This window comes from Rhizobacter terrae (assembly GCF_003852895.1).
Classification (GTDB): Bacteria; Pseudomonadota; Gammaproteobacteria; order Burkholderiales; family Burkholderiaceae_C; genus Albitalea; species Albitalea terrae.
The window spans coordinates 379,264-402,029 of sequence record NZ_QUSW01000003.1 but is presented as its reverse complement, the minus strand read 5'-3'; the positions used below and the strand labels follow the sequence as shown (position 1 = coordinate 402,029).

20 protein-coding genes are annotated in these 22,766 nt (G+C 65.4%); 13 read left to right on the top strand and 7 right to left on the bottom strand.

Translation table 11 applies throughout. From position 1 onward, the window contains the following. Positions 1 to 3 precede the first annotated feature (3 nt). Together DZC73_RS13405 and DZC73_RS29695 are read right to left on the bottom strand one after the other, a co-directional pair. Entirely contained in the window at positions 4 to 1,455 is a 1,452-nt protein-coding gene (locus DZC73_RS13405; RefSeq protein ID WP_124540814.1) for a sensor histidine kinase, read from the bottom strand. A 101-nt stretch (positions 1,456 to 1,556) separates the two neighbouring features. After that, positions 1,557 to 1,895 (bottom strand): hypothetical protein, encoded by a 339-nt coding sequence (locus DZC73_RS29695; protein WP_161974571.1) that lies wholly within the window; start codon positions 1,893 to 1,895, stop codon positions 1,557 to 1,559. Between the two features lie 183 nt (positions 1,896 to 2,078). On the opposite strand from DZC73_RS29695, the gene DZC73_RS29690 reads away from it, so the two are divergent. Next, entirely contained in the window at positions 2,079 to 3,344 is a 1,266-nt protein-coding gene (locus DZC73_RS29690; protein ID WP_161974570.1) for an HlyD family secretion protein, read from the top strand. A 10-nt stretch (positions 3,345 to 3,354) separates the two neighbouring features. Next, complete coding sequence (locus DZC73_RS13395) at positions 3,355 to 5,490, top strand: peptidase domain-containing ABC transporter (RefSeq protein ID WP_124540812.1); 2,136 nt, start codon at positions 3,355 to 3,357, stop codon at positions 5,488 to 5,490. Here DZC73_RS13395 and DZC73_RS13390 read toward each other — a convergent pair whose 3' ends face one another. Together DZC73_RS13390 and DZC73_RS13385 are read right to left on the bottom strand one after the other, a co-directional pair. Next, the gene (locus tag DZC73_RS13390; protein WP_124540811.1) at positions 5,491 to 5,757 is read right to left on the bottom strand and encodes a YkgJ family cysteine cluster protein; all 267 of its coding nucleotides are present in this window, start codon (positions 5,755 to 5,757) and stop codon (positions 5,491 to 5,493) included. A gap of 4 nt (positions 5,758 to 5,761) precedes the next feature. After that, entirely contained in the window at positions 5,762 to 6,214 is a 453-nt protein-coding gene (locus DZC73_RS13385) for a VanZ family protein (protein ID WP_124540810.1), read from the bottom strand. 224 nt (positions 6,215 to 6,438) lie between these two features. On the opposite strand from DZC73_RS13385, the gene mnmG reads away from it, so the two are divergent. Next, positions 6,439 to 8,406 carry a tRNA uridine-5-carboxymethylaminomethyl(34) synthesis enzyme MnmG gene (gene mnmG, locus DZC73_RS13380; RefSeq protein WP_124540809.1) on the top strand — a complete coding sequence of 656 codons (1,968 nt, stop codon included), beginning with the start codon at positions 6,439 to 6,441 and terminating at the stop codon, positions 8,404 to 8,406. Positions 8,407 to 8,476: 70 nt separating this feature from the next. Here the strand turns inward: mnmG and DZC73_RS13375 are convergent, their stop codons facing one another. Continuing rightward, the gene (locus DZC73_RS13375; protein ID WP_235835117.1) at positions 8,477 to 9,133 is read right to left on the bottom strand and encodes a PEP-CTERM sorting domain-containing protein; all 657 of its coding nucleotides are present in this window, start codon (positions 9,131 to 9,133) and stop codon (positions 8,477 to 8,479) included. Positions 9,134 to 9,305: 172 nt separating this feature from the next. Between DZC73_RS13375 and rsmG the strand changes: the two genes are divergently transcribed. From rsmG to DZC73_RS13350, 5 genes are all read left to right on the top strand, one after another. After that, positions 9,306 to 9,974 carry a 16S rRNA (guanine(527)-N(7))-methyltransferase RsmG gene (gene rsmG / locus DZC73_RS13370; protein ID WP_124540808.1) on the top strand — a complete coding sequence of 223 codons (669 nt, stop codon included), beginning with the start codon at positions 9,306 to 9,308 and terminating at the stop codon, positions 9,972 to 9,974. Beyond that, positions 9,974 to 10,585: a LysE family transporter gene (locus DZC73_RS13365; RefSeq protein ID WP_124540807.1), complete on the top strand. Its 612-nt coding sequence runs from the start codon at positions 9,974 to 9,976 to the stop codon at positions 10,583 to 10,585. The genes rsmG and DZC73_RS13365 overlap by 1 nt, the downstream gene beginning before the upstream one ends. A gap of 99 nt (positions 10,586 to 10,684) precedes the next feature. Next, positions 10,685 to 11,455 carry a ParA family protein gene (locus DZC73_RS13360; RefSeq protein WP_124540806.1) on the top strand — a complete coding sequence of 257 codons (771 nt, stop codon included), beginning with the start codon at positions 10,685 to 10,687 and terminating at the stop codon, positions 11,453 to 11,455. A gap of 133 nt (positions 11,456 to 11,588) precedes the next feature. Continuing rightward, positions 11,589 to 12,620 (top strand): OmpA family protein, encoded by a 1,032-nt coding sequence (locus tag DZC73_RS13355; RefSeq protein WP_124540805.1) that lies wholly within the window; start codon positions 11,589 to 11,591, stop codon positions 12,618 to 12,620. 72 nt (positions 12,621 to 12,692) lie between these two features. Continuing rightward, positions 12,693 to 13,481, top strand: a complete 789-nt coding sequence (locus tag DZC73_RS13350) for a GNAT family N-acetyltransferase (RefSeq protein WP_124540804.1) — start codon at positions 12,693 to 12,695, stop codon at positions 13,479 to 13,481. Between the two features lie 3 nt (positions 13,482 to 13,484). Here the strand turns inward: DZC73_RS13350 and argC are convergent, their stop codons facing one another. Next, a complete protein-coding gene (argC, locus tag DZC73_RS13345; protein WP_124540803.1) occupies positions 13,485 to 14,432 on the bottom strand; it encodes an N-acetyl-gamma-glutamyl-phosphate reductase in 948 nt (315 codons plus the stop codon). A gap of 68 nt (positions 14,433 to 14,500) precedes the next feature. Here argC and DZC73_RS13340 point away from each other — a divergent pair, with 68 nt between their 5' ends. The 5 genes from DZC73_RS13340 (at position 14,501) to DZC73_RS13320 (ending at position 21,297) form a co-directional block, all read left to right on the top strand. After that, positions 14,501 to 15,061, top strand: coding sequence for an RBBP9/YdeN family alpha/beta hydrolase (locus tag DZC73_RS13340; RefSeq protein ID WP_124540802.1), 561 nt, complete (start codon positions 14,501 to 14,503; stop codon positions 15,059 to 15,061). A gap of 17 nt (positions 15,062 to 15,078) precedes the next feature. Further along, on the top strand, positions 15,079 to 15,981 hold the full coding sequence (locus DZC73_RS13335; RefSeq protein WP_124540801.1) for a ParB/RepB/Spo0J family partition protein: 903 nt from the start codon (positions 15,079 to 15,081) through the stop codon (positions 15,979 to 15,981). A 457-nt stretch (positions 15,982 to 16,438) separates the two neighbouring features. Continuing rightward, entirely contained in the window at positions 16,439 to 18,361 is a 1,923-nt protein-coding gene (locus DZC73_RS13330; protein ID WP_124540800.1) for a PrkA family serine protein kinase, read from the top strand. Positions 18,362 to 18,394: 33 nt separating this feature from the next. After that, on the top strand, positions 18,395 to 19,672 hold the full coding sequence (locus DZC73_RS13325) for a YeaH/YhbH family protein (protein WP_124540799.1): 1,278 nt from the start codon (positions 18,395 to 18,397) through the stop codon (positions 19,670 to 19,672). A 38-nt stretch (positions 19,673 to 19,710) separates the two neighbouring features. Next, positions 19,711 to 21,297, top strand: coding sequence for a SpoVR family protein (locus DZC73_RS13320; protein WP_124541141.1), 1,587 nt, complete (start codon positions 19,711 to 19,713; stop codon positions 21,295 to 21,297). On the opposite strand, the gene DZC73_RS13315 is transcribed toward DZC73_RS13320, so the two are convergent. After that, positions 21,298 to 22,719 carry an FAD-binding oxidoreductase gene (locus DZC73_RS13315; RefSeq protein ID WP_124540798.1) on the bottom strand — a complete coding sequence of 474 codons (1,422 nt, stop codon included), beginning with the start codon at positions 22,717 to 22,719 and terminating at the stop codon, positions 21,298 to 21,300. Positions 22,720 to 22,766 lie beyond the last annotated feature (47 nt).

Genomic DNA, 22,766 nt, shown 5'->3' with positions numbered 1-22,766 from the left:
GCTTCACGGCGCGGTCTCCTGACTCAGCGGAAGACTGACGGTGATGCGCGTGCCCTGGCCCTCGATGGAGCGCACGTCGATGCGCCCGCCGTGATCCTGCACGATGGCGAATGAGATTGCCAGGCCCAGCCCGACGCCCTCGCCCACCGCTCTGGTGGTGAAGAAGGGGTCGAAGATGCGTGCCGAGACGTCTGGACTCATGCCGCAGCCGTTGTCCTCGAAGTCGATGGCCAGGACAGGGCCTTGCCGGCGGGCGTGGATGCGCAGCGTGCCGCGCGGCGCCGCAAGCCGGCTGCGCCGGCTGGCTTCGATGGCCTGGCAAGCGTTGACGATCAGATTCATGAACACCTGGTTGAGCTGAGCTGCGCGGCAGTCCAGTTGCAGGTCGGCATCGATGTGGCTGCAGAAGTCCACCGACTCGGTGTAGCGCGACTGCACGAGCTGGATCGTCGTTTGCAGGCACTCGTCGATCGCGGTCGGTTGGAAGGGCGCGTGGCCGAGTCGCGAGAAGCTGCGCAGCGACTTCACCAGGGTGCAAATTCGCGACGTGCCCTCGATGATCACGCGCACCTGCGCGGCGAGCTCGTCGATGCGCAGGTTCATCGCCTGCAGGATCTCGGCTTCGGCGCCCTCGGCCAAGCCGAGGAGGAAGGCGCGAAAGCGCTCCAGGTGATCCTGCATGGCCTGTGCGCCGGCATGCGCGAAATTGGCCGGGTTGTTGATCTCATGGGCCATGCCGGCGGTCAGGGTGCCGGCCGAGGCCATCTTTTGCTGCAGCACGAGTTGCTGCTGGGCGCGGGCGAGTTCATGCAGCGCGCATTCGGCTTCCCGCTGATGGCGGCTGGCGTCGCTGGCGGCGGCCTGCTCGCGGCACAGGCTGTAGAAGGCGCGGCGTCGCAGGATGTGCAGGTAGCGCATGAGCAGTCCGCTGGCCAGCGCGACAAACACCATTTCGACGCTGGTGGCGGTCCAGTCAGGCGAAGCCAGCGCGATCATGATGGTGATGAAGGACACCAGGCAGGTGCCGGCCAGGATGACGCTCCAGCGCAGCGACATCGGCAGGCCGATGAACGATGCGGCGGTGAGCAGCAAGAAGCTCACATGGCCTTTGGTGGTGACCGCGCCGGTTTGCGCCGCGATCAGCGAGAAGCTCGCCACCACAACCAGGCCGAAGGCGAACACCATGCGGTCGTGGTCCGCGGGCTGCTGGCTGCGCCCGCAGCGCCAGAACAGGACGAGCCCCGTCGCGGTGACCAGCAGCCGCAGCGGCAGGCGCTCTGCCAGCCAATGGGGATAGCCCAGGTCGCTGGGCAGCATGGCGATGTAGAGGATGGCGCAGATCAGCAGCGTGAGGCGGGCATGGCGCCGTGTGTCGCCGACATACTCGGCGCGAAATGCAGCCTCCTGCCGCTCGTCGGCAAATTCGCCGCTCCACTGGAAAAGCTCGGGCGTCATCTCGCGCGTGCCGCATGGTTCAACCTGACCGTACTATCGGTTTGCGCACGCGATTACGAACTGCAAATCTTTGTAGTTGCCTCTCCCGCGGTCCCGCCGCCTTACGGCCACACCACCAACGCCCCGTTTCCCATGACCGTCTGCCCCAGCGTGTTCTTCGTGCAGGTCTGCCAGTCGATCTCCGCATCCGACGACTGGCAATAGGGCAACCCGCGGGCCGCATCGGCAATCCGAATTCGTGCGCTCATCGGGATCTCCAGCCGGGTGACGGCTGCATCCCGCCGGGGCTGAAACACCAGGTGGCACACGCCGGACGACGACGCCAGGCATTCGGCCGTGACCGCGTCGAGCCCCGCGGACGTGTGCACGCCCGTCGGCGCGGCCGAACAGGCGGCCAACCCCGACAGTCCGGCCAGGACCACGCGGCGAAGGGTGTTCATCGGTTTGTCTCCGGCCGGGCATGTGTTCCGGCGGAAGGGCGCGCACCGCGCCCTGATTTTCTGACTGCTGTGCAGTCTGCGCCTCGCCACGGCCGGCGTCAGCCTGTAAACCCTGGCAGTTGCCGCCGCGGCCCGGGAATGTTGGAATCCCGTGCAAGTCGTCCGAGTCCGCCCAGGGGTTCCATGTCCAGCCTCTTCCGTTCCGAAGTCATCGAGGGCCGCCAGCAGGCGTGGCTGGGCAGCATCCAGCTCGTGCGGCCGGTGCCGCTGGTGGTGTTGACGGTGCTGGTGCTGGTCATCGCCGCGCTGGTGACCGGCTTCCTCTTCCAGGGCAGCTACACGCGAAAAGCGCACATCACCGGCTATCTGGTGCCAGACCGGGGCGTGCTGCGCCTGGTGCCCCCACAGGCCGGCGTGGTGTCTGAAAGCCATGCGGTCGAGGGCCAGAACGTCAAGCGCGGCGACGTGCTGTTCGTGCTTTCGCTGGACCGGTCCACCCTGAATGGCGATACGCAGGCCCAGGTGCTCAGCAGCATCGCCGCGCGCAAGCTCAGCCTGGAGGAAGCGCAGCGCCGCACCACCGAGCTGCAGCAGGAGCAGGCGGCCGGACTGGACCGCCAGCTCGCCGACATGAAGCGTGAGCTGACGCAGATGGATGCCGAGGCGCGCCTGTACCAGCAGCAGCTCGTGCTCAAGCAGCAGGACCTGGCGCAGTACGAGTCGCTGCGTGGCGAGAACTTCGTGTCGGACGCCCACCTGCGCACCCGCAAGGCGGAGGTGCTGGAGGTCCAGGCCAAGTTGCAGGCCCTTTCGCTCAAGCGCTCCGCGCAGACGCGCGAGATGGGAATGATCGAGGCACGTCGTCGGGAAGAGCCGCTGCGAAGCATGGCGGCCAAGGGGGAGATCGAGCGCGAGCTGGCCGCACTGGCCGGTGCGTCGGCCGAGAACGCCGCCAGGCAGACGGTGGTGATCCGCGCGCCGCAGGACGGCGTGGTCACCGCCGTGCTGGCCAACGTGGGCACGAGCGTCACGCCGGCCACCGCGCTGGCCAGCCTGCTGCCCAGCGAGGCGCGGCTGCAGGCCAAGCTGTTCGCACCCTCCAGTGCCGTGGGTTTCGTGCGGCCGGACCAGGCGGTGCAGCTGCGGTACCAGGCGTTTCCGTACCAGAAGTTCGGCCACCATGCGGGCCAGGTGGTGCAGGTGTCGCGCACGCCGCTGCATGCGGCGGAGCTGGCCAGCCTGCCGTTGCCGGAGTCGATGAAGGCCACGCCCTCGGCCGAGCCGCTGTACCCCATCACCGTCACGCTGAACGAGCAGTTCGTGAAGGCCTATGGCCAGGCGCAGCCTCTGGCCCCCGGCATGCAGCTGGAGGCGGACGTGATGCTGGACCGCCGGCGCATCATCGAGTGGATCTTCGAGCCGCTGTTGAGCGTCACCGGACGGGTCTGAACATCACACCATGAGCGGATTCTTCTCTTCCCTCAAGCTCGGCTTCGGCAAGCACTCTGTGCCGATGCTGCTGCAGACCGAGGCCGCGGAATGCGGCCTCGCCAGTCTGGCGATGGTCGCGGCCTACCACGGCCTGCACACCGACATGCCCACGCTGCGCCAGCGCTTCTCGCTGTCGCTCAAGGGCGTGACGATGGTGGACCTCACGCGCATCGCCGGCCAGATGAAGCTGAACCCGCGTGCGCTGCGTGCCGAGCTGGAACACCTGCCGCAATTGCAGATGCCCTGCGTGCTGCACTGGGACCTGAACCACTTCGTCGTGCTCGCCGACATCCGGCACGGAAAGGCCGTGATCCACGATCCGGCGCGCGGCATCCGGCATCTGTCGATGGACGAGGTGTCCAAGCACTTCACCGGCGTGGTGCTGGAGCTCACGCCGGCGGCAGAGTTCGAGCGCAAGGTGGAGCGCCAGTCGGTCACGCTGAAGCAGCTGCTGGGGCGGGTGTCGGGCCTCAAGCGTTCGCTGCTGCAGGTGTTCGCTCTGGCGCTGGCGCTGGAAGTGTTCATGCTGCTGTCACCCTTCTTCATGCAGTGGACGGTGGACAGCGTGCTGGTGGCGGCCGACCGCGACCTGCTGGTGACGTTGGGCCTGGGCTTCGGGCTCCTGGTGTTCATCCAGGTGGCGACGGGTGCGATCCGCTCGTGGTCGGTCCTGTACCTGTCGGCCACGCTGAACCTGCAGTGGCTGTCCAACGTGTTCGCGCACCTGATGCGCCTGCCGGTGTCGTGGTTCGAGAAGCGCCACACGGGCGACGTGATGTCGCGCTTCGGCGCCATCCAGCAGATCCAGCAGACGCTCACCACCTCGTTCATCGAGGTGGTGCTCGACGGCCTGCTGGTGGTGATGACGCTGGTGATGATGAGCATCTACAGCGGCACGCTCACGCTGATCGCCCTGGGCTGCGTGGCCGCCTACGCGGGCCTTCGCTGGGCCTTCTTCAAGCCGCTGCGCACGGCGACGGAGGAGGCCATCATCCACGACGCTAAGAAGGCGAGCCACTTCCTCGAATCGTTGCGTGGCGTGCAGTCCATCAAGCTCTTCAACCGCCAGGAAGACCGGCAGGGCCGTTTCATGAACCTGGTGGTGGATGCGATGAACGCCAACATCGCCACGCGCAAGCTGGACCTGATGTTTGGCGTGCTGCACAAGCTGGTGTTCGGCCTGGAACGCGTGGCCGTGATCTGGGTGGGTTCGCTGCTGGTGCTGGACCGCAGCTTCTCGGTGGGCATGCTGTTCGCGTTCATCGCCTACAAGGAGCAGTTCGCGCTGCGGGTGAGCGGGCTCATCGACAAGGCGGTGGAGCTGAAGATGCTCAAGCTGCAGGGCGAGCGGCTGGCGGACATCGTGCTCACGCCGCCCGAGACGGAAGTGCTGGTGCCGCCGCGCGCCGACCTGAGCGCGCACCTGGAGCTGCGCGGCGTGGGCTTCCGCTATTCGGATGCGGAGCCGGTGGTGCTGAAGAACGTGAACTTCGCGATCGAGCCGGGCGAATCGGTGGCGATCGTCGGGCCGTCGGGCTGCGGCAAGACGACCTTGCTGAAGCTCATCCTCGGCATCCACGAACCGCAGGTGGGCGAGGTGCGCGTGGGCGGTGTGCCGCTGGCGCACCTGGGGCTGCGCACCTGGCGCGACATGATCGGCACGGTGATGCAGGACGACCAGCTCTTCGCCGGGTCGATCATCGACAACATCAGTTTCTTCGATGCCACGCCAGACCTGGCCTGGGTGGAGGAGTGCGCGCGGCTCGCGTCGGTGCATGACGAGGTCGCCGCGATGCCGATGGGTTTCCACACGCTGATCGGCGACATGGGCACGAGCATCTCCGGCGGGCAGAAGCAGCGGCTGCTGCTGGCGCGCGCCTTGTACAAGCGCCCGAAGATCCTGCTGCTGGACGAGGCGACGAGTGCGCTGGACGTGGACCGCGAGCGGCTGGTGAACCAGTCGGTGAAGCAGCTGGAGCTGACGCGGGTGATCGTGGCGCACCGGCCGGAGACGATCGCGTCGGCCAGCCGGGTGATCGTGCTCAAGGACGGGCGGGTGGCGCAGGACCTGCGCAGCGTGGACAGCGCGACGCTGGCGAAGTGATCAGGGGCGCGTCTCGCGCTCCATGTAGCCCAGCCAACGCATCGCCTGCTCGCGGCTGTCGCCGCACATGTCTTCCGATGGCTGCAGTGACGAGCACACCTGCGGTCGGTCCGGGTGCCCGAAGATCTTGCAGCGGTTGTCTTCGGTGAGCTGAACGCAGCGCACGCCCGCGGGTTTGCTGATGCCGTTGATCATCGGCATGCCCGGAATGGGGGATGAAATGGAGGGCGCGATGCAGCACGCACCGCAGCCTGGGCGGCATTCCATGGTGTCAGCCGCGTTCGCGCTTCCAGTCCTCGATGGTCCACAGCACGGCGGCGCCCAGCATGCAGCCGAGCAGGCCGCCCAGCGTGTCGGGTGCGAGGTCCGACAGCCGCGCGTAGTGGCCGATGACGGTGGTCTGGCAGAGCTCCCAGGCGGCGCCGGTGGCGACGGTGAGTGCCAGGGCGACGTGCCAGCGGCGCATGCCTGCGGCCATCATGCCCAGCAGGCCGAGCACGGCGCAGGCGCTGATGTGCGGCGCCTTGCCGATGGAGAACTCCAGCGCGTCCATCGTCAGGCTCCAGTCGATCTGGAACGCGCGGCGGCCGTCCGGCGCCATGGCCGACATGACGATGCTGAACAGGGACGCGAAGGCGAACGGCAGCCAGCGCAGCACCTGCCACTGGGCCTCGGTGAGGGCGGGTCGGAAAGTGGCAGTGCGGATGACGGGTCGGCGATTCATGGCGGTGGCCCAGGCCAGAGGGATTGTCCTGGGGTTATCGGGCGGATCAGTGAACGGGTTGAGGGCGGGTTTGAAACCGGATGTGGCTTGCGGCGGCTGTGGTGGCAGTGTTGGCAAAAGGGCGGTGAAACTCCTCTGGTCAGCTGCCTTCGAACGGCCGTGGCGCGTGACGGAAATTGCTGCGCTGCCTACAATCCCGGTTTGCTCAAAAAATAGGCAATGCGATGTTGTTCCCCAAGCAATTCGACGTGATCGTGGTCGGTGGCGGCCATGCCGGCACCGAGGCCGCCCTCGCGTCGGCGCGCATGGGCTGCGCGACGCTCTTGCTCACCCACAACATCGAGACCCTCGGCCAGATGAGCTGCAACCCGTCCATCGGCGGGATCGGCAAGGGTCACCTCGTCAAGGAGATCGATGCGCTGGGCGGCGCGATGGCTGCTGCGACCGACGAGGCGGGCATTCAGTTCCGCATTCTCAACAGTTCCAAGGGCCCGGCCGTGCGTGCGACGCGGGCCCAGGCGGACCGGATCCTCTACAAGGCGGCGATTCGCCGTCGGCTGGAGAACCAGCCGAACCTGTGGCTGTTCCAAGGTGCTTGCGATGACTTGATCGTCGAAGGTGACCGTGTGGTGGGGGCTGTCACGCAAGTTGGCATTCGCTTCGCGGCGAAGTGCGTGGTGCTGACTGCGGGTACTTTCCTCGACGGGAAGATCCATGTCGGACTGCAGAACCATTCGGCCGGGCGTGCGGGCGATCCACCGGCCATCACCCTGTCGGCGCGGCTCAAGGAGTTGAAGCTACCGCAGGGCCGGCTCAAGACCGGCACGCCGCCGCGCATCGACGGCCGCAGCATCGACTTCAGCATGCTCACCGAACAACCCGGCGACTTGGACCCGGTGCCGGTGTTCAGCTTCCTGGGCGATGCGTCGCAGCATCCACGCCAAGTGCCGTGCTGGATCACGCACACCAACGAGCGCACGCACGAGATCATCCGCTCCGGCTTTGACCGCAGCCCGATGTTCACAGGGGTGATTGAAGGGGTGGGGCCACGCTACTGCCCGAGCATCGAGGACAAGGTCAACCGCTTCGCCGACAAGGATTCGCACCAGATCTTCCTGGAGCCTGAAGGTTTGACGACGAACGAGTTCTACCCGAACGGCATCTCGACCTCGCTGCCCTTCGACATCCAGATCGCTGCGGTGCAATCCATGCGCGGGCTGGAGAATGCCTACATCCTGCGGCCGGGTTATGCGATCGAGTACGACTACTTCGACCCGCGCGGGCTGAAGGCGAGCTTCGAGACCCGATCCATTGGCGGCTTGTTCTTTGCTGGTCAGATCAATGGGACGACCGGCTACGAAGAGGCTGCGGCCCAGGGGCTGTTCGCGGGTTTGAACGCCGCGCTGCAAGTCCAAGGCAAGGAAGCCTGGGTGCCGCGCCGTGACCAGGCCTACCTGGGCGTGCTGGTGGACGACCTGATCACCAAGGGCGTGACCGAGCCGTACCGGATGTTCACCAGCCGTGCCGAGTTCCGCCTGCAGCTGCGCGAGGACAACGCCGACATGCGGCTGACCGAGGCCGGTCGGCAGATGGGGCTGGTGGATGACATCCGCTGGGATGCGTTCAACCGCAAGCGCGATGCCGTGGCTCGGGAGGCCGAGCGGCTGAAGTCGAGCTGGGTTCGGCCGGACACGTTGCCGGCGTCGGCCGCGGAACGTCTGCTGGGCAAGGCCATCGAGCACGAATACCGCCTGACGGACCTGCTGCGGCGTCCGGGCGTGGACTTCGATGCGGTCACCGAGGTCGCGAACATCGCGGGTGTGTCGTCCGATGTTTCACGTGAAACCTTGCGCACCGAATTCGGCCCAACGCTGGCCGATGCCGTGATCGAGCAGGTGGAGATCAGCGTGAAGTACGCCGGCTACATCGACAAGCAGATCGACGAAGTGGCCCGTTCTGCCCACTTCGAGAACCTGCGCCTGCCGGATGACCTGGACTACAGCCAAGTCGCGGCCCTGAGCTTCGAAGTGCGGCAGAAGCTGAACAAGCACCGTCCGGAGACGCTGGGCCAGGCTTCGCGGATTTCTGGTGTCACGCCTGCGGCCGTGTCGCTGCTGCTCATCCACCTGAAGAAGGGCCGCTTCAAGGGCTTTGCCGCCAATGACCGCGCCACGACGGATGCCGCAGCCTGAGCCCCTCATCGCAACAAAGACAAAGGGCTCGGAAATCCGAGCCCTTGTCGTCTGTGCGGACCGCTGGCGGTCAGGTGCTGCGGCGCCGGCGCGCCATCCAGCCGACCACGCCCAGTCCGGCCAGCATCAGGGCGTAGGTTTCCGGCTCCGGCACCGCGGAAATGGATACCGCATCCAGGTCGAAGCCCTTGCTGGCGCCGTTGAGGTCCAGCCCTCCGATGCCGACCTTGGTGAAGGCCGTGCCTCCGATCAGCGCCAGGGTGCTCGCATAGCTGCTCAGGTCGACGGAGATCCTGCCGCTGGCGCCTCGCGTCACGTCGAACTGCACATTCCCACCGTTGTCGCTCCACAGGAAGATCTGGGCGCTTTCAGCGTTGTCGCCCGTTTCGTAGATGTTGAGCAGGCCGCTGGCGGCGAAATTGGCACCGAATCCCACCTCGACGTAAGCGCCGGGGAAGGGTGCTCCGGAGGGCGTGCCGGTCTGGCCGGGCAGCGTCAGGAACTTGCCGTCCGGTCCGCCCAGCACGTAGCTGCGGGCGGTGGCATCGTCCAGTGCAACCGGGAAGGCGCCGGCGACGTCGCCGCCGTAGCTGCCCGGAAAGTCCGCGCCGGCGATGCTGCCCGGAAGCAAGGTGAAGGTGGTCGAGCCAAAGACCTCCGCCGCCTGGGTGGCCATCGGCAGTGCCGAGGCGAAGGCGAGCGTGGTGCTCAAGGTGCGCAAATGCATGTTCATTTCCTCACTCGGGATGGTTGGTCCTTGGCAGGTCAGCCCCCTCGGCTGACCGTCCAGTGCGCGCTGTCTTTCCCGAGATTCAGGGTCTTGCGCGCCGAGCCGCAAGAATCGCCATGTCACCTGACGGCGCACATCCCTAACTGCCTCGAATCGAACGCTCACCCCCATGAATGAAGCCCAGGATTCCCGTCGGCAACAGCTTGCCGACGCTTCTGCGCAACTCGGCTTGCTGCTGGATACGGCCACTGCCGATCGCCTGATCGCCTACCTGAATTTGCTCCAGCGTTGGAATTCGACCTACAACCTGACGGCGGTCCGCGATCCGGCGGAAATGTTGACCCAGCACCTGTTTGATTGCCTGGCGGTGATTGATCCACTGCGGCGCGTGTCCCCCAAGGGGCGGCTGCTGGACGTGGGCAGCGGCGGGGGATTGCCGGGCGTGGTCATTGCCGCGACCTGTCCGGATTGGCAGGTGGTTTGCGTAGACACAGTCGGAAAGAAGGCTGCCTTCATTCAGCAGGCTGCGGTGGAGCTTGGCCTGCGAAACCTGCGATCCGAGCATGCGCGCGTTGAGAATCTGAAGCTGCCGCCTTTCGATGTCGTCACGTCCCGTGCGTTCTCGTCTCTGCCTGACTTCGTCCGGCTGACCCGGAAACACCTCGCTCCAACGGGCGTCTGGATGGCCATGAAAGGCAAGACCCCAGATGACGAACTCGCCGCATTGCCATCCGACGTGGACGTGTTTCACGTGGAACAACTGATCGTGCCGCATCTGGCGGCTGACCGCTGCATCGTCTGGATGCGCCCACAAGCTCAACCACCCAAGGAGCCGTGATGTTCGGAATTGCTGATTTCGGGGCCTTCTGCCTCGCCGTGATCGTCTTCCTGGCCTTGCCCGGGCCGGGTACCTTCGCACTGCTGAACTCGACGGGGAAGGGTGGGTTTAAGGCGGGTGCAGCGGCCACCCTGGGCCTCATCGTCGGTGACCAGTGCCTGCTGTGGCTGGCCGTGGGTGGCGTTGCGGCCTTGCTGGCTGCCTATCCACTGGCCTTCCATGTGGTCCAGTACGCCGGTGCCGCGTACCTGGCGTGGGTGGGTTTCAAGCTGGTGTTCGCCAAGCCCGGCGATGCGTCGCCGATCCAGATCCAGCCGCGCCAGTATTTCCGCCAGGCCTTCTTCATCACGCTGCTCAATCCCAAGGCCATCATCTTCTACATGGCCTTCTTCCCGCTGTTCATCGACCCGGCCACCCACCGCGGCCTACCGACCTTCCTGGCCATGGCGCTGACCATCGCCACCCTGACGGCAACCTATTGCCTGACCTTGTCCGCCTTTGCCAACGCCGTGGCCGCCAAGGTCCGTGCGCACCAGACGCTTGCACGCTGGCTGTCGCGGCTGGCCGGTGTCTTCCTGATCGGATTCGGGATCCGGCTCATCAAGAACTGACGCCTCCAGGTTGTACATCCCAGACAAGGCGGGGTGACCCGCTTGGTGGGGGACGTGCCAGCCCTGACAATCACGCGCCGCCCAACACATCACACGCACATGGCTCGAATCTTTTGCATCGCCAACCAGAAGGGCGGTGTCGGCAAGACCACCACGACCGTCAACCTCGCCGCCGGCTTGTCCCGCATCGGCCAGCGCGTGCTGGTGATCGACCTGGACCCACAAGGCAATGCCACCATGGGTTCTGGCGTGGACAAGCGGGCGCTGGAGCTGAGCGTCTACGACGTGCTGCTGGAAAGCGCGACGGTGGCCGAAGCACGCCAGCGCGCCGAAAAATCCGGCTATGACGTCCTGGGTGCCAACCGCGAACTGGCCGGCGCAGAAGTCGAGTTGGTGAAACTGGAGCGTCGGGACAAGCGGCTGAAGGCGGCACTGTCGACCGTCGCCAGCGACTATGACTTCGTGCTCATCGACTGTCCCCCTTCGCTGAGCCTGCTGACTTTGAACGGCTTGTGCAGCGCCCACGGCGTGATCGTGCCGATGCAGTGCGAGTACTTCGCGCTGGAAGGCCTGAGCGACTTGGTGAACACCATCAAGCAGGTGCATGCCAATCTGAACCCCGACCTGCAGATCATCGGCCTGCTGCGGGTGATGTACGACCCGCGCATCACCTTGCAGCAGCAGGTGAGCGAGCAGCTCAAGGCGCACTTCGCGGACAAGGTGTTCAACACGGTGATCCCTCGCAACGTGCGTCTGGCCGAAGCGCCGAGCTACGGATTGCCGGGCGTGGTGTTCGATCCGGCGTCCAAGGGCGCGCAGTCGTTCATCGAGTTCGCGGAAGAGATGGTGCTGCGGATCAAATCGCTGTAGCCCTCATTGTGAGCTTGCGCTCACACCTGTGTTTGATCAACAAACGGTTACATGCAGCTTAGCGTTGCAGAGACATTCGCTGGCTAAATTGTGCTGACCAATCGCTGACCAATCTCAAACCGAGGGAGATTCCATGAAGTTCCAACCGGGGCGCCTGCTCGTCCTGCTTGCCTTGCTTTGCTCTGCCGCAGCGTCGCCGTGGGCTGTCGCCGATGCGCCCACGAAGGACGCGCCCGGCAGTGCTGATCACCCCTTGCTCGCCCGATTCCCGGGCTCGGTGTTGATCGGCTACCAGCAAATGCAGTGGGAACAGACCATGTTTCCCAGCAGCATGAAGATCGACAAGAGCCAGAAGGACGAGTTCGCCAGTCCGGTGGTGGTGGAAGGAAAGATCACCCGCGCCTTCTACCTGGGCCAAGTGGGCAAGAGCCGCCTGGAGGTCTTTCGGAACTACCAGGACGCCCTGATGAAGGCCGGCCTGCAGGTCAAGGTGCTGTGTGAGACCAACTGCGTGGACATCATCTGGCACTACAAGAAATTCGGCAACGGCTTCAGCTGGACCAAGGGCGACATTCCCGCCACCACGGGCGGTCGCTTCAGCCTTACCTCGGCGCTGGGCACCGATGAAGTTCGCTTTCTCTACGGCGTGCTCAACCGCAACGGCCAGCAGGTCCACGTCGCGGTCGCGACGACCGCGGCTGCGTACAGTTCCACCAACATGCCCGCCACCTTCGTCGAGATCGCCGAGCCCAAGGCCATGACCAGCGGGCAGGTCACCGTGAACCTCGACGCCGTGGCCTTGCAGGCCGGCCTGCAGAATGACGGCAAGGTCGCGCTGTACGGCATCTACTTCGAGACCGGAAAGTCCGAGGTCAAGCCCGAGTCCAAGGGCCAGCTTGACGAGATGGCCAAACTGCTGCAGTCGCAGCCGGCGCTGAAGGTCTACATCGTCGGCCACACCGACAACCAGGGCACGCTGGATTCAAACGTGACGCTGTCGCAGCAACGGGCGCAGGCGGTGGCCGCGGCTCTGGCGGCGGCGCCGTACAAGATCGATGCGAAGCGCATGGTCGCGCGCGGTGTGGCCAGCCTGGCGCCGGTGGCGTCGAATGCTGCGGACGAAGGCCGCGCTCGCAACCGACGCGTCGAGTTGGTTCTGCAGTGAACGACGGCGTCCTCGGGTGAGAATGCCGAGAAGGGCCCCGCGTGTCGTGGGGCCCAATCACGGCATCCATCCATGAACGACCGCGCTCCGCGCGCCTTCGACGCCACGCTCCTGCATCGCCTGGAGGAGGCGAGCCTCAATGCCAGCGCCCCGCCGCAGCAACTGCTGATCGATGGCTGGCTCGTGCGCTTCTGCCCGGGAAAGGCCAAGCGTGCGCGCTCGGTGAATGCCATCTCCGCGGGACGCCTGCTGGTGGCGGACAAGCTGGCCCTGTGCCAACGCGTCTATGACGAAGCCGAGCTGCCGCTGTTCATCCGCATCACGCCATTCAGCGAGCCTTCGGGCCTGGATGCGCAGCTCGAAGCGCATGGCCTGCGCAAGCTCGACGACACGCGGGTCATGGTCTGTGCCGATCCTGCACGCCACATCGGTGGCGGATTGCCGCCGGACATGAGCCTTCAACGCGTCGGGCTCGACGCCTTCGCGCAGACCGTCGGTGCTCTGCGCGGCTCCAGCCTGGCCCAGCGCCAAGCCCACGCCCAGCGCCTCGCGAACTCACCGGTGCCCTTCTTCGCGGCGCTGCTCAAGCGTGGCGGCGAGGTCGTCGGCTGCGGTCAGGTTGCCATCGAAGGCGACATGGTGGGCCTGTACGACATCTTCACCGCGCCGGCTGCGCGGGGGCGGGGCGTGGCCGGTGTCCTGTGCCGCCAGCTGCTGGCCGACGCGCTCTCACGCGGCGCGAAGACGGCCTACCTGCAGGTCGATGCGGCCAACGCCCCGGCCCGGGCGCTGTACCACCGCATGGGTTTCATCGACGCCTACGCCTACCACTATCGCACGACGCATCCGACGGCGGCCTGACGCTCAGAGCCCCAGGCCTTCGTCGAGCCCCAGGTGCACGTTCATCGACTGCACGGCCGCGCCGCTCGCGCCCTTGCCCAGGTTGTCCAGCCGCGCCATGACGATGGCCTGGCTGTCGTTGGCGAACACGAACACGTCCACGCGGTTCGTGTCGTTGCAGGCCTGGACGTCGAAGAAGCCGCCTTCCTGCTCCAGCGTGCCGGGGTCGCGAAGCGGCATCACGCGGATGAAGCGCTCACCTTCGTAGCGCTGGGCAAAGGCCGCATGGAGACTTTCGGCCGTCGTGCCCGGCTTGAGCTGCGACAGGTGCAGCGGCACGCTCACCGCCAATCCCTTGAGGAAGTTGCCGACGATCGGCTGGAACACCGGCTTCACGCTCAGACCGGTGTGCGCCGTCATCTCGGGCACGTGCTTGTGTGCCAGCGTGAGGCCGTAGGGCCGCGGCGAGTCCAGCTTCGCATCGCCGCCGGCCTCGTACTGCTCGATCATTTTCTTGCCGCCACCGGAGTAGCCGGTGATGGAAGTGGCCGACACCGCCAGCTCGCGCGGCACGATGCCCGCATCCACCAGCGGGCGCAGCAGCAGGATGAAGGCGCTGGAGTGGCAGCCCGGGTTGGAGATGCGCTTGGCGGCGCGGATCTTGTCGCGCTGCCCCGGTGCCAGTTCTGGCATGCCGAAGACCCAGCCCGCCGCGGTGCGGTGGGCGGTGCTGGCGTCGATCAGGCAGGTCTTGGAGTTCGTGACCAGCGCGGCTGCCTCGCGGGCTGCGGCATCGGGCAGGCACAGGAAGGCCACGTCCGCCTCGTTCAGCAGCCGGGCGCGTTCGGCTGCATCCTTGCGGCGCTCCGGATCGATGCGCAGGACCTCGATGTCCGCTCTCTGCGCGAGATACTCGTGGATGCGCAGGCCGGTCGTGCCTTCCTGGCCGTCGACGAACACGCGATGCTTCATGGCCTTCTCTTTCAACTGCTGTGGTTTCAACAACTACGGGGCGAACCGCCAAGGATAAACGCGAAGACATGACAGAACAGGCCTTGCGGACATCGAAAGTGTTCCTTCTGCCGGGTTGGCTGGATTCAGGCCAGGCCCACTGGCAAAGCCGGTGGGAGGCCCTGTACGGCTTCGAGCGCGTCCAGCAGGACGACTGGCAGTGGCCGCGCCGGGGCGACTGGATGGCGCGGCTGGACGAGGTGCTGCAGGACTGCAGCCAACCCGCCGTGCTGGTCGCCCACAGCTTGGGCTGCCAGCTCGTGGCCTCCTGGGCCGCGCATTCGCGCCACACGGCGAAAGTGCGCGCCGCCTTCCTGGCTGCGCCGCCGGACACCGAGCGCCCCGATACCCCGCCCCAGCTCTTCAACTGGCGGCCCATCGTCCGCCAGCGGCTTCCCTTCGCCAGCCTGGTGGTGGTGAGCTCCGACGACCCCTTCTGCAGCCTGGACCGTGGCCTGGGCATGGCCGCCGATTGGGGCAGCGCCGTGCGCAAGATCGGTGCACGCGGCCACGTCAATGGCGAATCAGGCCTGGGCGACTGGCCCGAAGGCATCGCCTGGTTACGCGAGCTGGCGGGGGACCGCCCCTGATCAAGGACAATCCGCGGATGGCAACGAAGAAACCGAAGGGGCTGGGCCTGGGCCTCGAAGCGCTGCTGGGCCCACGCGTGAAGGAGGGCGAGGCCGCGCCGGCGGCCGTCGTTCCGGGCGCGCCCAATGTGCTGCGGCTGGACCAACTGCAGCCCGGCAAGTACCAGCCCCGCACCCGCATGGACGAGGGCTCGCTGTACGAGCTGGCCGAGAGCATCAAGGCCCAGGGCATCATGCAGCCGGTGCTGGTGCGCTCCGTGGGCGAGCAGCGCTACGAGATCATCGCCGGTGAACGGCGCTTCCGAGCCGCGCGCCTGGCGGGGCTCGATGAAGTGCCGGTGCTGGTCAAGGAGGTGCCCGATGAAGCCGCCGCGGCAATGGCGCTCATCGAGAACATCCAGCGTGAAGACCTCAATCCGCTGGAAGAGGCGCAGGGCATCCAGCGCCTGATCACCGAATTCGACCTGACCCACGAACAGGCCGCGCAGGCTGTGGGCCGCTCACGCAGTGCAGCAAGCAACCTGCTGCGGCTGCTGAACCTGTCCGAGCCGGTGCAGCACATGCTGATGGCCGGCGACATCGACATGGGCCATGCGCGCGCGCTGCTGCCGCTCGATGGTGCGCAGCAAATTCTTTGCGCCAGTGAGATCGTCGCCAAGAAGCTGAGCGTGCGCGAGGCCGAGAAGCTGGTGGTCAAGAACAGCGCCACGCGGCAGAAGCCCTTGCTGCGCGTGAAGAACGAGAAGCCGCGCGACCTGCGCCGCATCGAGGAGGAGCTCTCTGATGCGCTTACCGCGAGCGTGGAAATTCGCGTGAAGAAAAGAACCAAGCGCGGCGAACAAGGTGAAATCGCCATTGCCTTCGGTTCGTTGGACGAGCTCAACGGCCTGCTCGACAAGCTGGGCCTTTCGCGAGGCTGACAGCCATGCCGGCGTGCGGCGCTTTGTGCACCGCACGTCCTTGCGCATCATTGCATCCATCTGCGAACGAGGCAGGTAGGGATCACGATGACCGCACTTTCACTGACCGCACTTTCACTGACCGCATTAGTACGGACGGAACTTCGTCACATCCACACATCTCCCTGCATGCAAGGACTGGCGCTTTCCGGTGCAAGTGGAGTATCGTGAAGGCACAGGTCTTGCTGAACCGGACTGCAGGGTTTGAAGATATGAACTGCGGGGCGCTTGTCCCTCACTTCATGGTTTCAAGCGTTGCGGATTGAGGGAAGCTAGAAACAAGCATTGACGCTGATCGCAAGGAAAGCTCTGATGGAGCCCAGTGCCACAGGCAACGGGTCGGACTTCATCAGAACTTCCCAAGGCGACGAACGAGGTGGCGCCTCGACCGTTTGCCGACCAGAACCTGGAGGTCAGCATGGATGTGATCAGCCATTTCGCTGCGCGCTTCGAGCGCACCCGTGAAGAGGAACTCACGCTGGAGGAGTACCTCGCCGAGTGCAAGCGCAATCCGTTGGCGTACGCCACTGCCGCGGAGCGCATGCTCAAGGCCATCGGCGACCCGCAAACCATCGACACGCGCAACGATCCGCGCCTGTCTCGCATCTTCGCCAACAAGGTCATCAAGATCTATCCGGCGTTTGCGGAGTTCTACGGCATGGAAGACTCGATCGAGCAGGTCGTGTCCTACTTCCGCCATGCCGCGCAAGGGCTGGAAGAAAAGAAGCAGATCCTCTACCTGCTGGGCCCGGTGGGCGGCGGCAAGTCGTCGATTGCCGAGCGGCTGAAACAGCTCATGCAGGAAGTGCCCTTCTATGCCATCAAGGGCTCGCCGGTGAACGAATCGCCGCTGGGGCTCTTCGATGCGAACGAGGATGGTCCCATCCTCGAGAAGGAATATGGCATTCCTCGTCGCTACCTGAACCGCATCCTGTCACCTTGGGCCGTGAAACGTCTCGAGGAATTCGGCGGCGACATCCGCAAGTTCAAGATCGTCAAGCGCTTCCCCTCGGTGCTCAAGCAGGTGGGCATCGCCAAGACCGAGCCGGGCGATGAGAACAACCAGGACATCTCTTCGCTGGTCGGCAAGGTCGACATCCGCAAGCTCGAGACCTACGCGCAGGACGACCCGGATGCGTACAGCTACTCCGGCGGCCTGTGCCTGGCCAACCAGGGCCTGCTCGAGTTCGTGGAAATGTTCAAGGCGCCGATCAAGGTGCTGCACCCGCTGCTGACGGCGACGCAGGAAGGCAACTACAAGGGCACTGAAGGCTTCGGCGCCATTCCTTTCGACGGCGTCGTGCTCGCGCACAGCAACGAGAGCGAGTGGAAGGCCTTCCGCAACAACAAGAACAACGAGGCTTTCCTCGACCGCATCTACATCGTGAAGGTGCCGTACTGCCTACGCGTGTCCGAAGAGGTGAAGATCTACGAGAAGCTGCTGCGCGGCTCGTCGCTGGCGCAGGCCACCTGCGCGCCAGGCACGCTCAAGATGATGGCGCAGTTCGGCATCCTCACGCGCTTGAAGGAGCCGGAGAACTCGTCGCTCTTCTCCAAGATGCTGGTGTACGACGGCGAGAACCTGAAGGACACCGACCCGCGCGCCAAGAGCTACCAGGAGTATCGCGACTACGCGGGTGTCGACGAAGGCATGAGCGGCATCTCCACGCGCTTCGCCTTCAAGATCATCTCCAAGGTCTTCAACTTCGACTCCACCGAAGTCGCGGCCAATCCGGTGCACCTGATGTATGTGCTGGAGCAGCAGATCGAGCGCGAGCAGTTCCCGGCGGAGACTGAGCAGAAGTACCTTGCGTTCATCAAGGAGCACCTGGCGGTCCGCTATGCCGAGTTCATCGGCAAGGAAATCCAGACGGCCTACCTGGAAAGCTACAGCGAGTACGGGCAGAACATCTTCGACCGCTACGTCACGTATGCGGACTACTGGATCCAGGACCATGAGTACCGCGACACCGACACCGGCGAGGTGTTCGACCGCGCCTCGCTGAACGCGGAGCTCGAGAAGATCGAGAAGCCCGCGGGCATCAGCAACCCGAAGGATTTCCGCAACGAGATCGTCAACTTCGTGCTGCGCGCCCGGGCCAACAACCAAGGCAAGAACCCGACCTGGACGAGCTACGAGAAGTTGCGCACGGTGATCGAGAAGAAGATGTTCTCCAACACCGAGGAGCTGCTGCCGGTCATCAGCTTCAACGCCAAGGCCAGCGCCGACGAGGCGAAGAAGCACGAGGACTTCGTGACCCGCATGGTCGAGAAGGGCTACACGCCCAAGCAGGTGCGCCTGCTGTGCGAGTGGTACCTGCGCGTTCGCAAGAGTTCGTGATGTGAAAGTGGCCTAGTTTCAGGAAAGGTCCACATGCTTCAGCAGATCATCGACCGGCGGCTGGCGGGCAAGAACAAGTCCATCGGCAACCGCGAGCGCTTCCTGCGCCGCCACAAGGAGCAGATTCGCGAGGCGGTCAAGCGTGCGGTCGATGGGCGCGGCATCCGCGACATGGAGAAGGGCGAGGACATCCGCATTCCCAAGCGCGATATTTCCGAGCCCGTCTTCGGCCACGGCCAGGGCGGCAAGCGCGAGATGGTGCACCCGGGCAACCAGGAGTACGTGCGCGGCGACCGCATCGAGCGGCCCAAGGGTGGCGGTGGTGGCGGCGGAGGCGGACAGGCGAGCGACCAGGGCGAGGGCGAGGACGATTTCGTCTTCCACCTCTCCAAGGAAGAGTTCATGCAGGTCTTCTTCGACGACCTCGCATTGCCCAATCTCGCGCGCACCACGCTCGCGGAGACGCCGGAGTTCAAGACCCATCGCGCGGGCTTCTCCAGCGACGGCACGCCCAACAACCTGCACGTGGTTCGCTCCATGCGCGGTGCCATCGGAAGACGCATCGCGCTGGGCGGCGATTCGCGGCGCGAGCTGCGCCGGCTGGAGGAGCACCTGGAGGTGCTCAAGCGCCATCCCGAGGCACCGGGGCGCCAGCACGAGATCAAGACCATCGAGGAAGAGATCGAGGCGCTGCGCGTACGCCTGGGCCGCATTCCCTACCTCGACCCCATCGACCTTCGCTACCGCAGCCGCGTGCGGGTGCCGGTGCCCACCTCCAAGGCGGTGATGTTCTGCCTGATGGACGTGTCCGGCTCCATGGACGAGGCGCGCAAGGACCTCGCCAAGCGCTTCTTCATCCTGCTGTATCTGTTCCTCACGCGGCACTACGAGAAGATCGACATCGTCTTCATCCGCCACCACACGCAGGCGCAGGAAGTGGACGAGCAGAACTTCTTCCACTCGACTGAAACGGGTGGCACCGTCGTGTCCAGCGCGCTGGTGCTGATGGAAGAGATCGCCCGTGCGCGCTACCCGTCCAGCGAGTGGAACATCTACGGTGCGCAGGCCAGCGACGGCGACAACTGGCACCACGACAGCGGCCGCTGCCGCGAGTTGCTGGCCAATCAGATCCTGCCGCTGTGCCGCTACTTCGCCTACGTGCAGGTGGCGGAAGAAGAGCAGAACCTCTGGGATGAGTACTACGCCCTGGCCCAGGAAGCCAAGGCGTTCGCGATCCGCAAGGTCACCGAGGCCTCGCAGATTTACCCCGTCTTCCGCGATCTATTCAAGAAGGAAGGGGCCACGACATGACGCGCAAAGCGATCACCTTGCCGGACCCCACCGTCGACATGTTTGACACGCTTGTTCCCGACCCCAAGGTGCGCGTCACGCGCGCCGCCGACATCGTCACGCCTCCCAAGGCCGAGAGGCCGCTGCCCGGCCCGAGTGACTGGACTTTCGAGCTGATCGACCAGTATCACCAGCACATCCGCCAGACGGCGCAGCGCTACGGCCTGGACACCTACCCGAACCAGCTGGAGATCATCACCGCCGAGCAGATGATGGATGCCTACGCCTCCGTCGGCATGCCGGTGAACTACCGCCACTGGAGCTACGGCAAGGAGTTCATCGCCACGGAGAAGAACTACCGACGCGGCTACATGGGCCTGGCCTACGAGATCGTCATCAACTCGAACCCTTGCATCAGCTACCTGATGGAAGAGAACACGATGGCGATGCAGGCGCTGGTGATCGCGCATGCAGCCTACGGCCACAACAGCTTCTTCAAGGGCAACTACCTCTTCAAGATGTGGACGGATGCGTCGTCCATCATCGACTACCTCGTCTACGCCAAGAACTACGTGGCCGAATGCGAGGAACGCTTCGGGCTCGATGCGGTGGAGACGACGCTGGACTCCTGCCACGCGCTCATGAACCACGGCGTGGACCGCTATCGCCGCCCGAGCAAGCTGTCGCTCGCGCAGGAGCAGGCGCGCCGCGAGGAGCGCGAGGCCTATGCGCAGCGCCAGATCAACGACATGTGGCGCACCCTGCCCAAGAAGCAGCGCAGCAAGGATGCAGCGGACGAGTCGCAGCAGCGCCGCTTCCCCGAGGAGCCGCAGGAGAACCTGCTGTACTTCATCGAGAAGAACGCGCCGCTGCTGGAGCCGTGGCAACGCGAGATCGTGCGCATCGTGCGCAAGGTCGCGCAGTACTTCTATCCGCAGCGCCAGACGCAGGTGATGAACGAAGGCTGGGCCACCTTCTGGCACCACAGGCTGCTCAACACCATGTATGACGACGGCCACCTCACCGACGGCATCATGATCGAATGGCTGAAGTCACACACCAACGTCGTGTACCAGCCGCCGGTGGGGCACCGCGCATACAGCGGCATCAACCCGTATGCGCTGGGCTTCGCGATGTACAACGACATCAAGCGCATCTGCGAGGAACCCACCGACGAGGACCGTGCATGGTTCCCCGAAATCGCGGGCGCTGACTGGCTGGAGACCATCGACCACGCCATGCGCAACTTCAAGGACGAGAGCTTCATCGGCCAGTACCTCTCGCCCAACATGATGCGTGAGTTCCGCTTCTTCTCCATCCTCGACGACGAGCGTGAGAGCGAGCTGGAGGTGTCGGCGATCCACGACGAAGCCGGCTACCGGCGCGTGCGCGAGGCCTTGTCGCGGCAGTACGACCTGGGCAGCCGCGAGCCGAACATCCAGGTGTGGAGCGTGAACACGCGCGGCGACCGTTCGCTGGTGCTGCGCCACACGCAGCACAACGACCGGCCGCTGCACGACAACGCGCAGGAAGTGCTCAAGCACGTGGCGCGGCTGTGGGGCTTCGGCGTGCACATGGAAAGCGTGGACGCCGCAGGCACCGTCACCAAGCGCTGGTCGGTGCCCGCGCCTGGCAACAACGGCTGATCAGCCCGCGAAGATCTTCCCCGGGTTCATGATGTTCTTGGGGTCGAGCGCACGCTTGACCGTGCGCATCATGTCGACGGCGCCGGCGCCCGCTTCACTCACCAGGAACTCCATCTTGTGCAGCCCGATGCCGTGCTCGCCGGTGCAGGTGCCATCCAGCTGCAGCGCACGCTGCACGAGCTGGTGGTTGAGGCGCTCGGCCGTCTCGCGCTCGGCGGGGATGTTCGGATCGATCAGGTAGGCGACGTGGAAGTTGCCGTCGCCCACGTGGCCGACGATGAAGTAGGGCAGGCCTGATTCGTCGACCTCGGCCACCGTGTCCAGCAGGCATTCGGCCAGGCGCGAAATCGGCACGCAGGTGTCGGTGGTCACCGCGCGGCAGCCGGGCTTGAGCTGCAGGCCCGACAGGTAGGCGTGGTGCCGCGCCGTCCACAGGCGCGTGCGTTCCTCCGGCGTCTCGGCCCACTCGAAAGCCAGGCCTTGGTGCTCGCCGGCGATCTGCTCGACGGTCTCGATCTGTTCCTTCACGCCGGCCGGCGTGCCGTGGAACTCCATCAGCAGCATGGGCGACTCGCGCAGCGAGAGCTTGTCGTGGCGGTTCACGGCCTTCACTGCATTGCCGTCCAGCAGTTCGCAACGCGCAATGGGCACGCCCATCTGGATCACCTCGATGGTCGTCTGCACCGCATCGGCGATCGTCGGAAAGCTGCACACCGCGGCCATCACCGCTTCGGGCTGCGGGAAGAGCTTGAGGGTGATCTCGGTCATCACGCCCAGCGTTCCTTCGCTGCCGACCATGAGGCGCGTGAGGTCGTAGCCTGCGCTGCTCTTCCTCGCGCGCGTGCCGGTGTGGATGACTTCGCCGCTGGCCGTCACCACCGTCAGCGCCAGCACGTTCTCGCGCATGGTGCCGTAGCGCACGGCGTTCGTGCCGCTGGCACGCGTGGCGCTCATGCCACCCAGGCTCGCGTCCGCGCCCGGGTCGATGGGAAAGAACAGGCCCGTGTGGCGGATCTCGTTGTTCAGCTGCATGCGTGTCACGCCAGCCTGCACGGTGACGGTGAGGTCTTCCGGCTGGATCGACAGGATGCGGTTCATGCGGCTGAGGTCGATGCTCACGCCGCCTTGCACGGCCAGCAGGTGGCCCTCGAGCGATGAACCCGCACCGTAGGGGATGACCGGCACCGCATGCGCGTCGGCCAGCTTCACCACGGCGGCCACTTCGTCGGTGCTGTCGCAGTACACGACCACGTCGGGCGGCGGCACGTCGAAGGGCGATTCGTCGCGGCCATGCTGCTCGCGCACGGCCAGTGCAGTGGAGCAGCGGTCACCGAAGCGCGCCTTCAACGCATCGATCATCGCCGGGGGCACCGGCCGCGGATCGAGCAGGGGCTGAAGGTGCGCAGGCAGCGGTGCGTTCATGGCGTACTCCTCGGGGCCGACAGGTGCCAAGGATTGTAGGATCGGCC

What these genes read in the sequence shown, in the direction of transcription:
- DZC73_RS29690 (WP_161974570.1), top strand. Translation starts at nt 2,079, where the DNA reads ATGTCCAGCCTCTTCCGTTCCGAAGTCATCGAGGGCCGCCAGCAGGCG.
- DZC73_RS13330 (WP_124540800.1), top strand. Translation starts at nt 16,439, where the DNA reads ATGGATGTGATCAGCCATTTCGCTGCGCGCTTCGAGCGCACCCGTGAA.
- DZC73_RS13375 (WP_235835117.1), bottom strand. Translation starts at nt 9,133, where the DNA reads ATGCATTTGCGCACCTTGAGCACCACGCTCGCCTTCGCCTCGGCACTG.
- DZC73_RS13335 (WP_124540801.1), top strand. Translation starts at nt 15,079, where the DNA reads ATGGCAACGAAGAAACCGAAGGGGCTGGGCCTGGGCCTCGAAGCGCTG.
- DZC73_RS13360 (WP_124540806.1), top strand. Translation starts at nt 10,685, where the DNA reads ATGGCTCGAATCTTTTGCATCGCCAACCAGAAGGGCGGTGTCGGCAAG.
- mnmG (WP_124540809.1), top strand. Translation starts at nt 6,439, where the DNA reads ATGTTGTTCCCCAAGCAATTCGACGTGATCGTGGTCGGTGGCGGCCAT.
- DZC73_RS13315 (WP_124540798.1), bottom strand. Translation starts at nt 22,719, where the DNA reads ATGAACGCACCGCTGCCTGCGCACCTTCAGCCCCTGCTCGATCCGCGG.
- DZC73_RS13320 (WP_124541141.1), top strand. Translation starts at nt 19,711, where the DNA reads ATGTTTGACACGCTTGTTCCCGACCCCAAGGTGCGCGTCACGCGCGCC.
- DZC73_RS13350 (WP_124540804.1), top strand. Translation starts at nt 12,693, where the DNA reads ATGAACGACCGCGCTCCGCGCGCCTTCGACGCCACGCTCCTGCATCGC.
- DZC73_RS13395 (WP_124540812.1), top strand. Translation starts at nt 3,355, where the DNA reads ATGAGCGGATTCTTCTCTTCCCTCAAGCTCGGCTTCGGCAAGCACTCT.
- DZC73_RS13365 (WP_124540807.1), top strand. Translation starts at nt 9,974, where the DNA reads ATGTTCGGAATTGCTGATTTCGGGGCCTTCTGCCTCGCCGTGATCGTC.
- DZC73_RS13355 (WP_124540805.1), top strand. Translation starts at nt 11,589, where the DNA reads ATGAAGTTCCAACCGGGGCGCCTGCTCGTCCTGCTTGCCTTGCTTTGC.
- argC (WP_124540803.1), bottom strand. Translation starts at nt 14,432, where the DNA reads ATGAAGCATCGCGTGTTCGTCGACGGCCAGGAAGGCACGACCGGCCTG.
- DZC73_RS13340 (WP_124540802.1), top strand. Translation starts at nt 14,501, where the DNA reads ATGACAGAACAGGCCTTGCGGACATCGAAAGTGTTCCTTCTGCCGGGT.
- DZC73_RS13390 (WP_124540811.1), bottom strand. Translation starts at nt 5,757, where the DNA reads ATGGAATGCCGCCCAGGCTGCGGTGCGTGCTGCATCGCGCCCTCCATT.
- DZC73_RS13325 (WP_124540799.1), top strand. Translation starts at nt 18,395, where the DNA reads ATGCTTCAGCAGATCATCGACCGGCGGCTGGCGGGCAAGAACAAGTCC.
- DZC73_RS29695 (WP_161974571.1), bottom strand. Translation starts at nt 1,895, where the DNA reads ATGAACACCCTTCGCCGCGTGGTCCTGGCCGGACTGTCGGGGTTGGCC.
- DZC73_RS13405 (WP_124540814.1), bottom strand. Translation starts at nt 1,455, where the DNA reads ATGACGCCCGAGCTTTTCCAGTGGAGCGGCGAATTTGCCGACGAGCGG.
- DZC73_RS13385 (WP_124540810.1), bottom strand. Translation starts at nt 6,214, where the DNA reads ATGAATCGCCGACCCGTCATCCGCACTGCCACTTTCCGACCCGCCCTC.
- rsmG (WP_124540808.1), top strand. Translation starts at nt 9,306, where the DNA reads ATGAATGAAGCCCAGGATTCCCGTCGGCAACAGCTTGCCGACGCTTCT.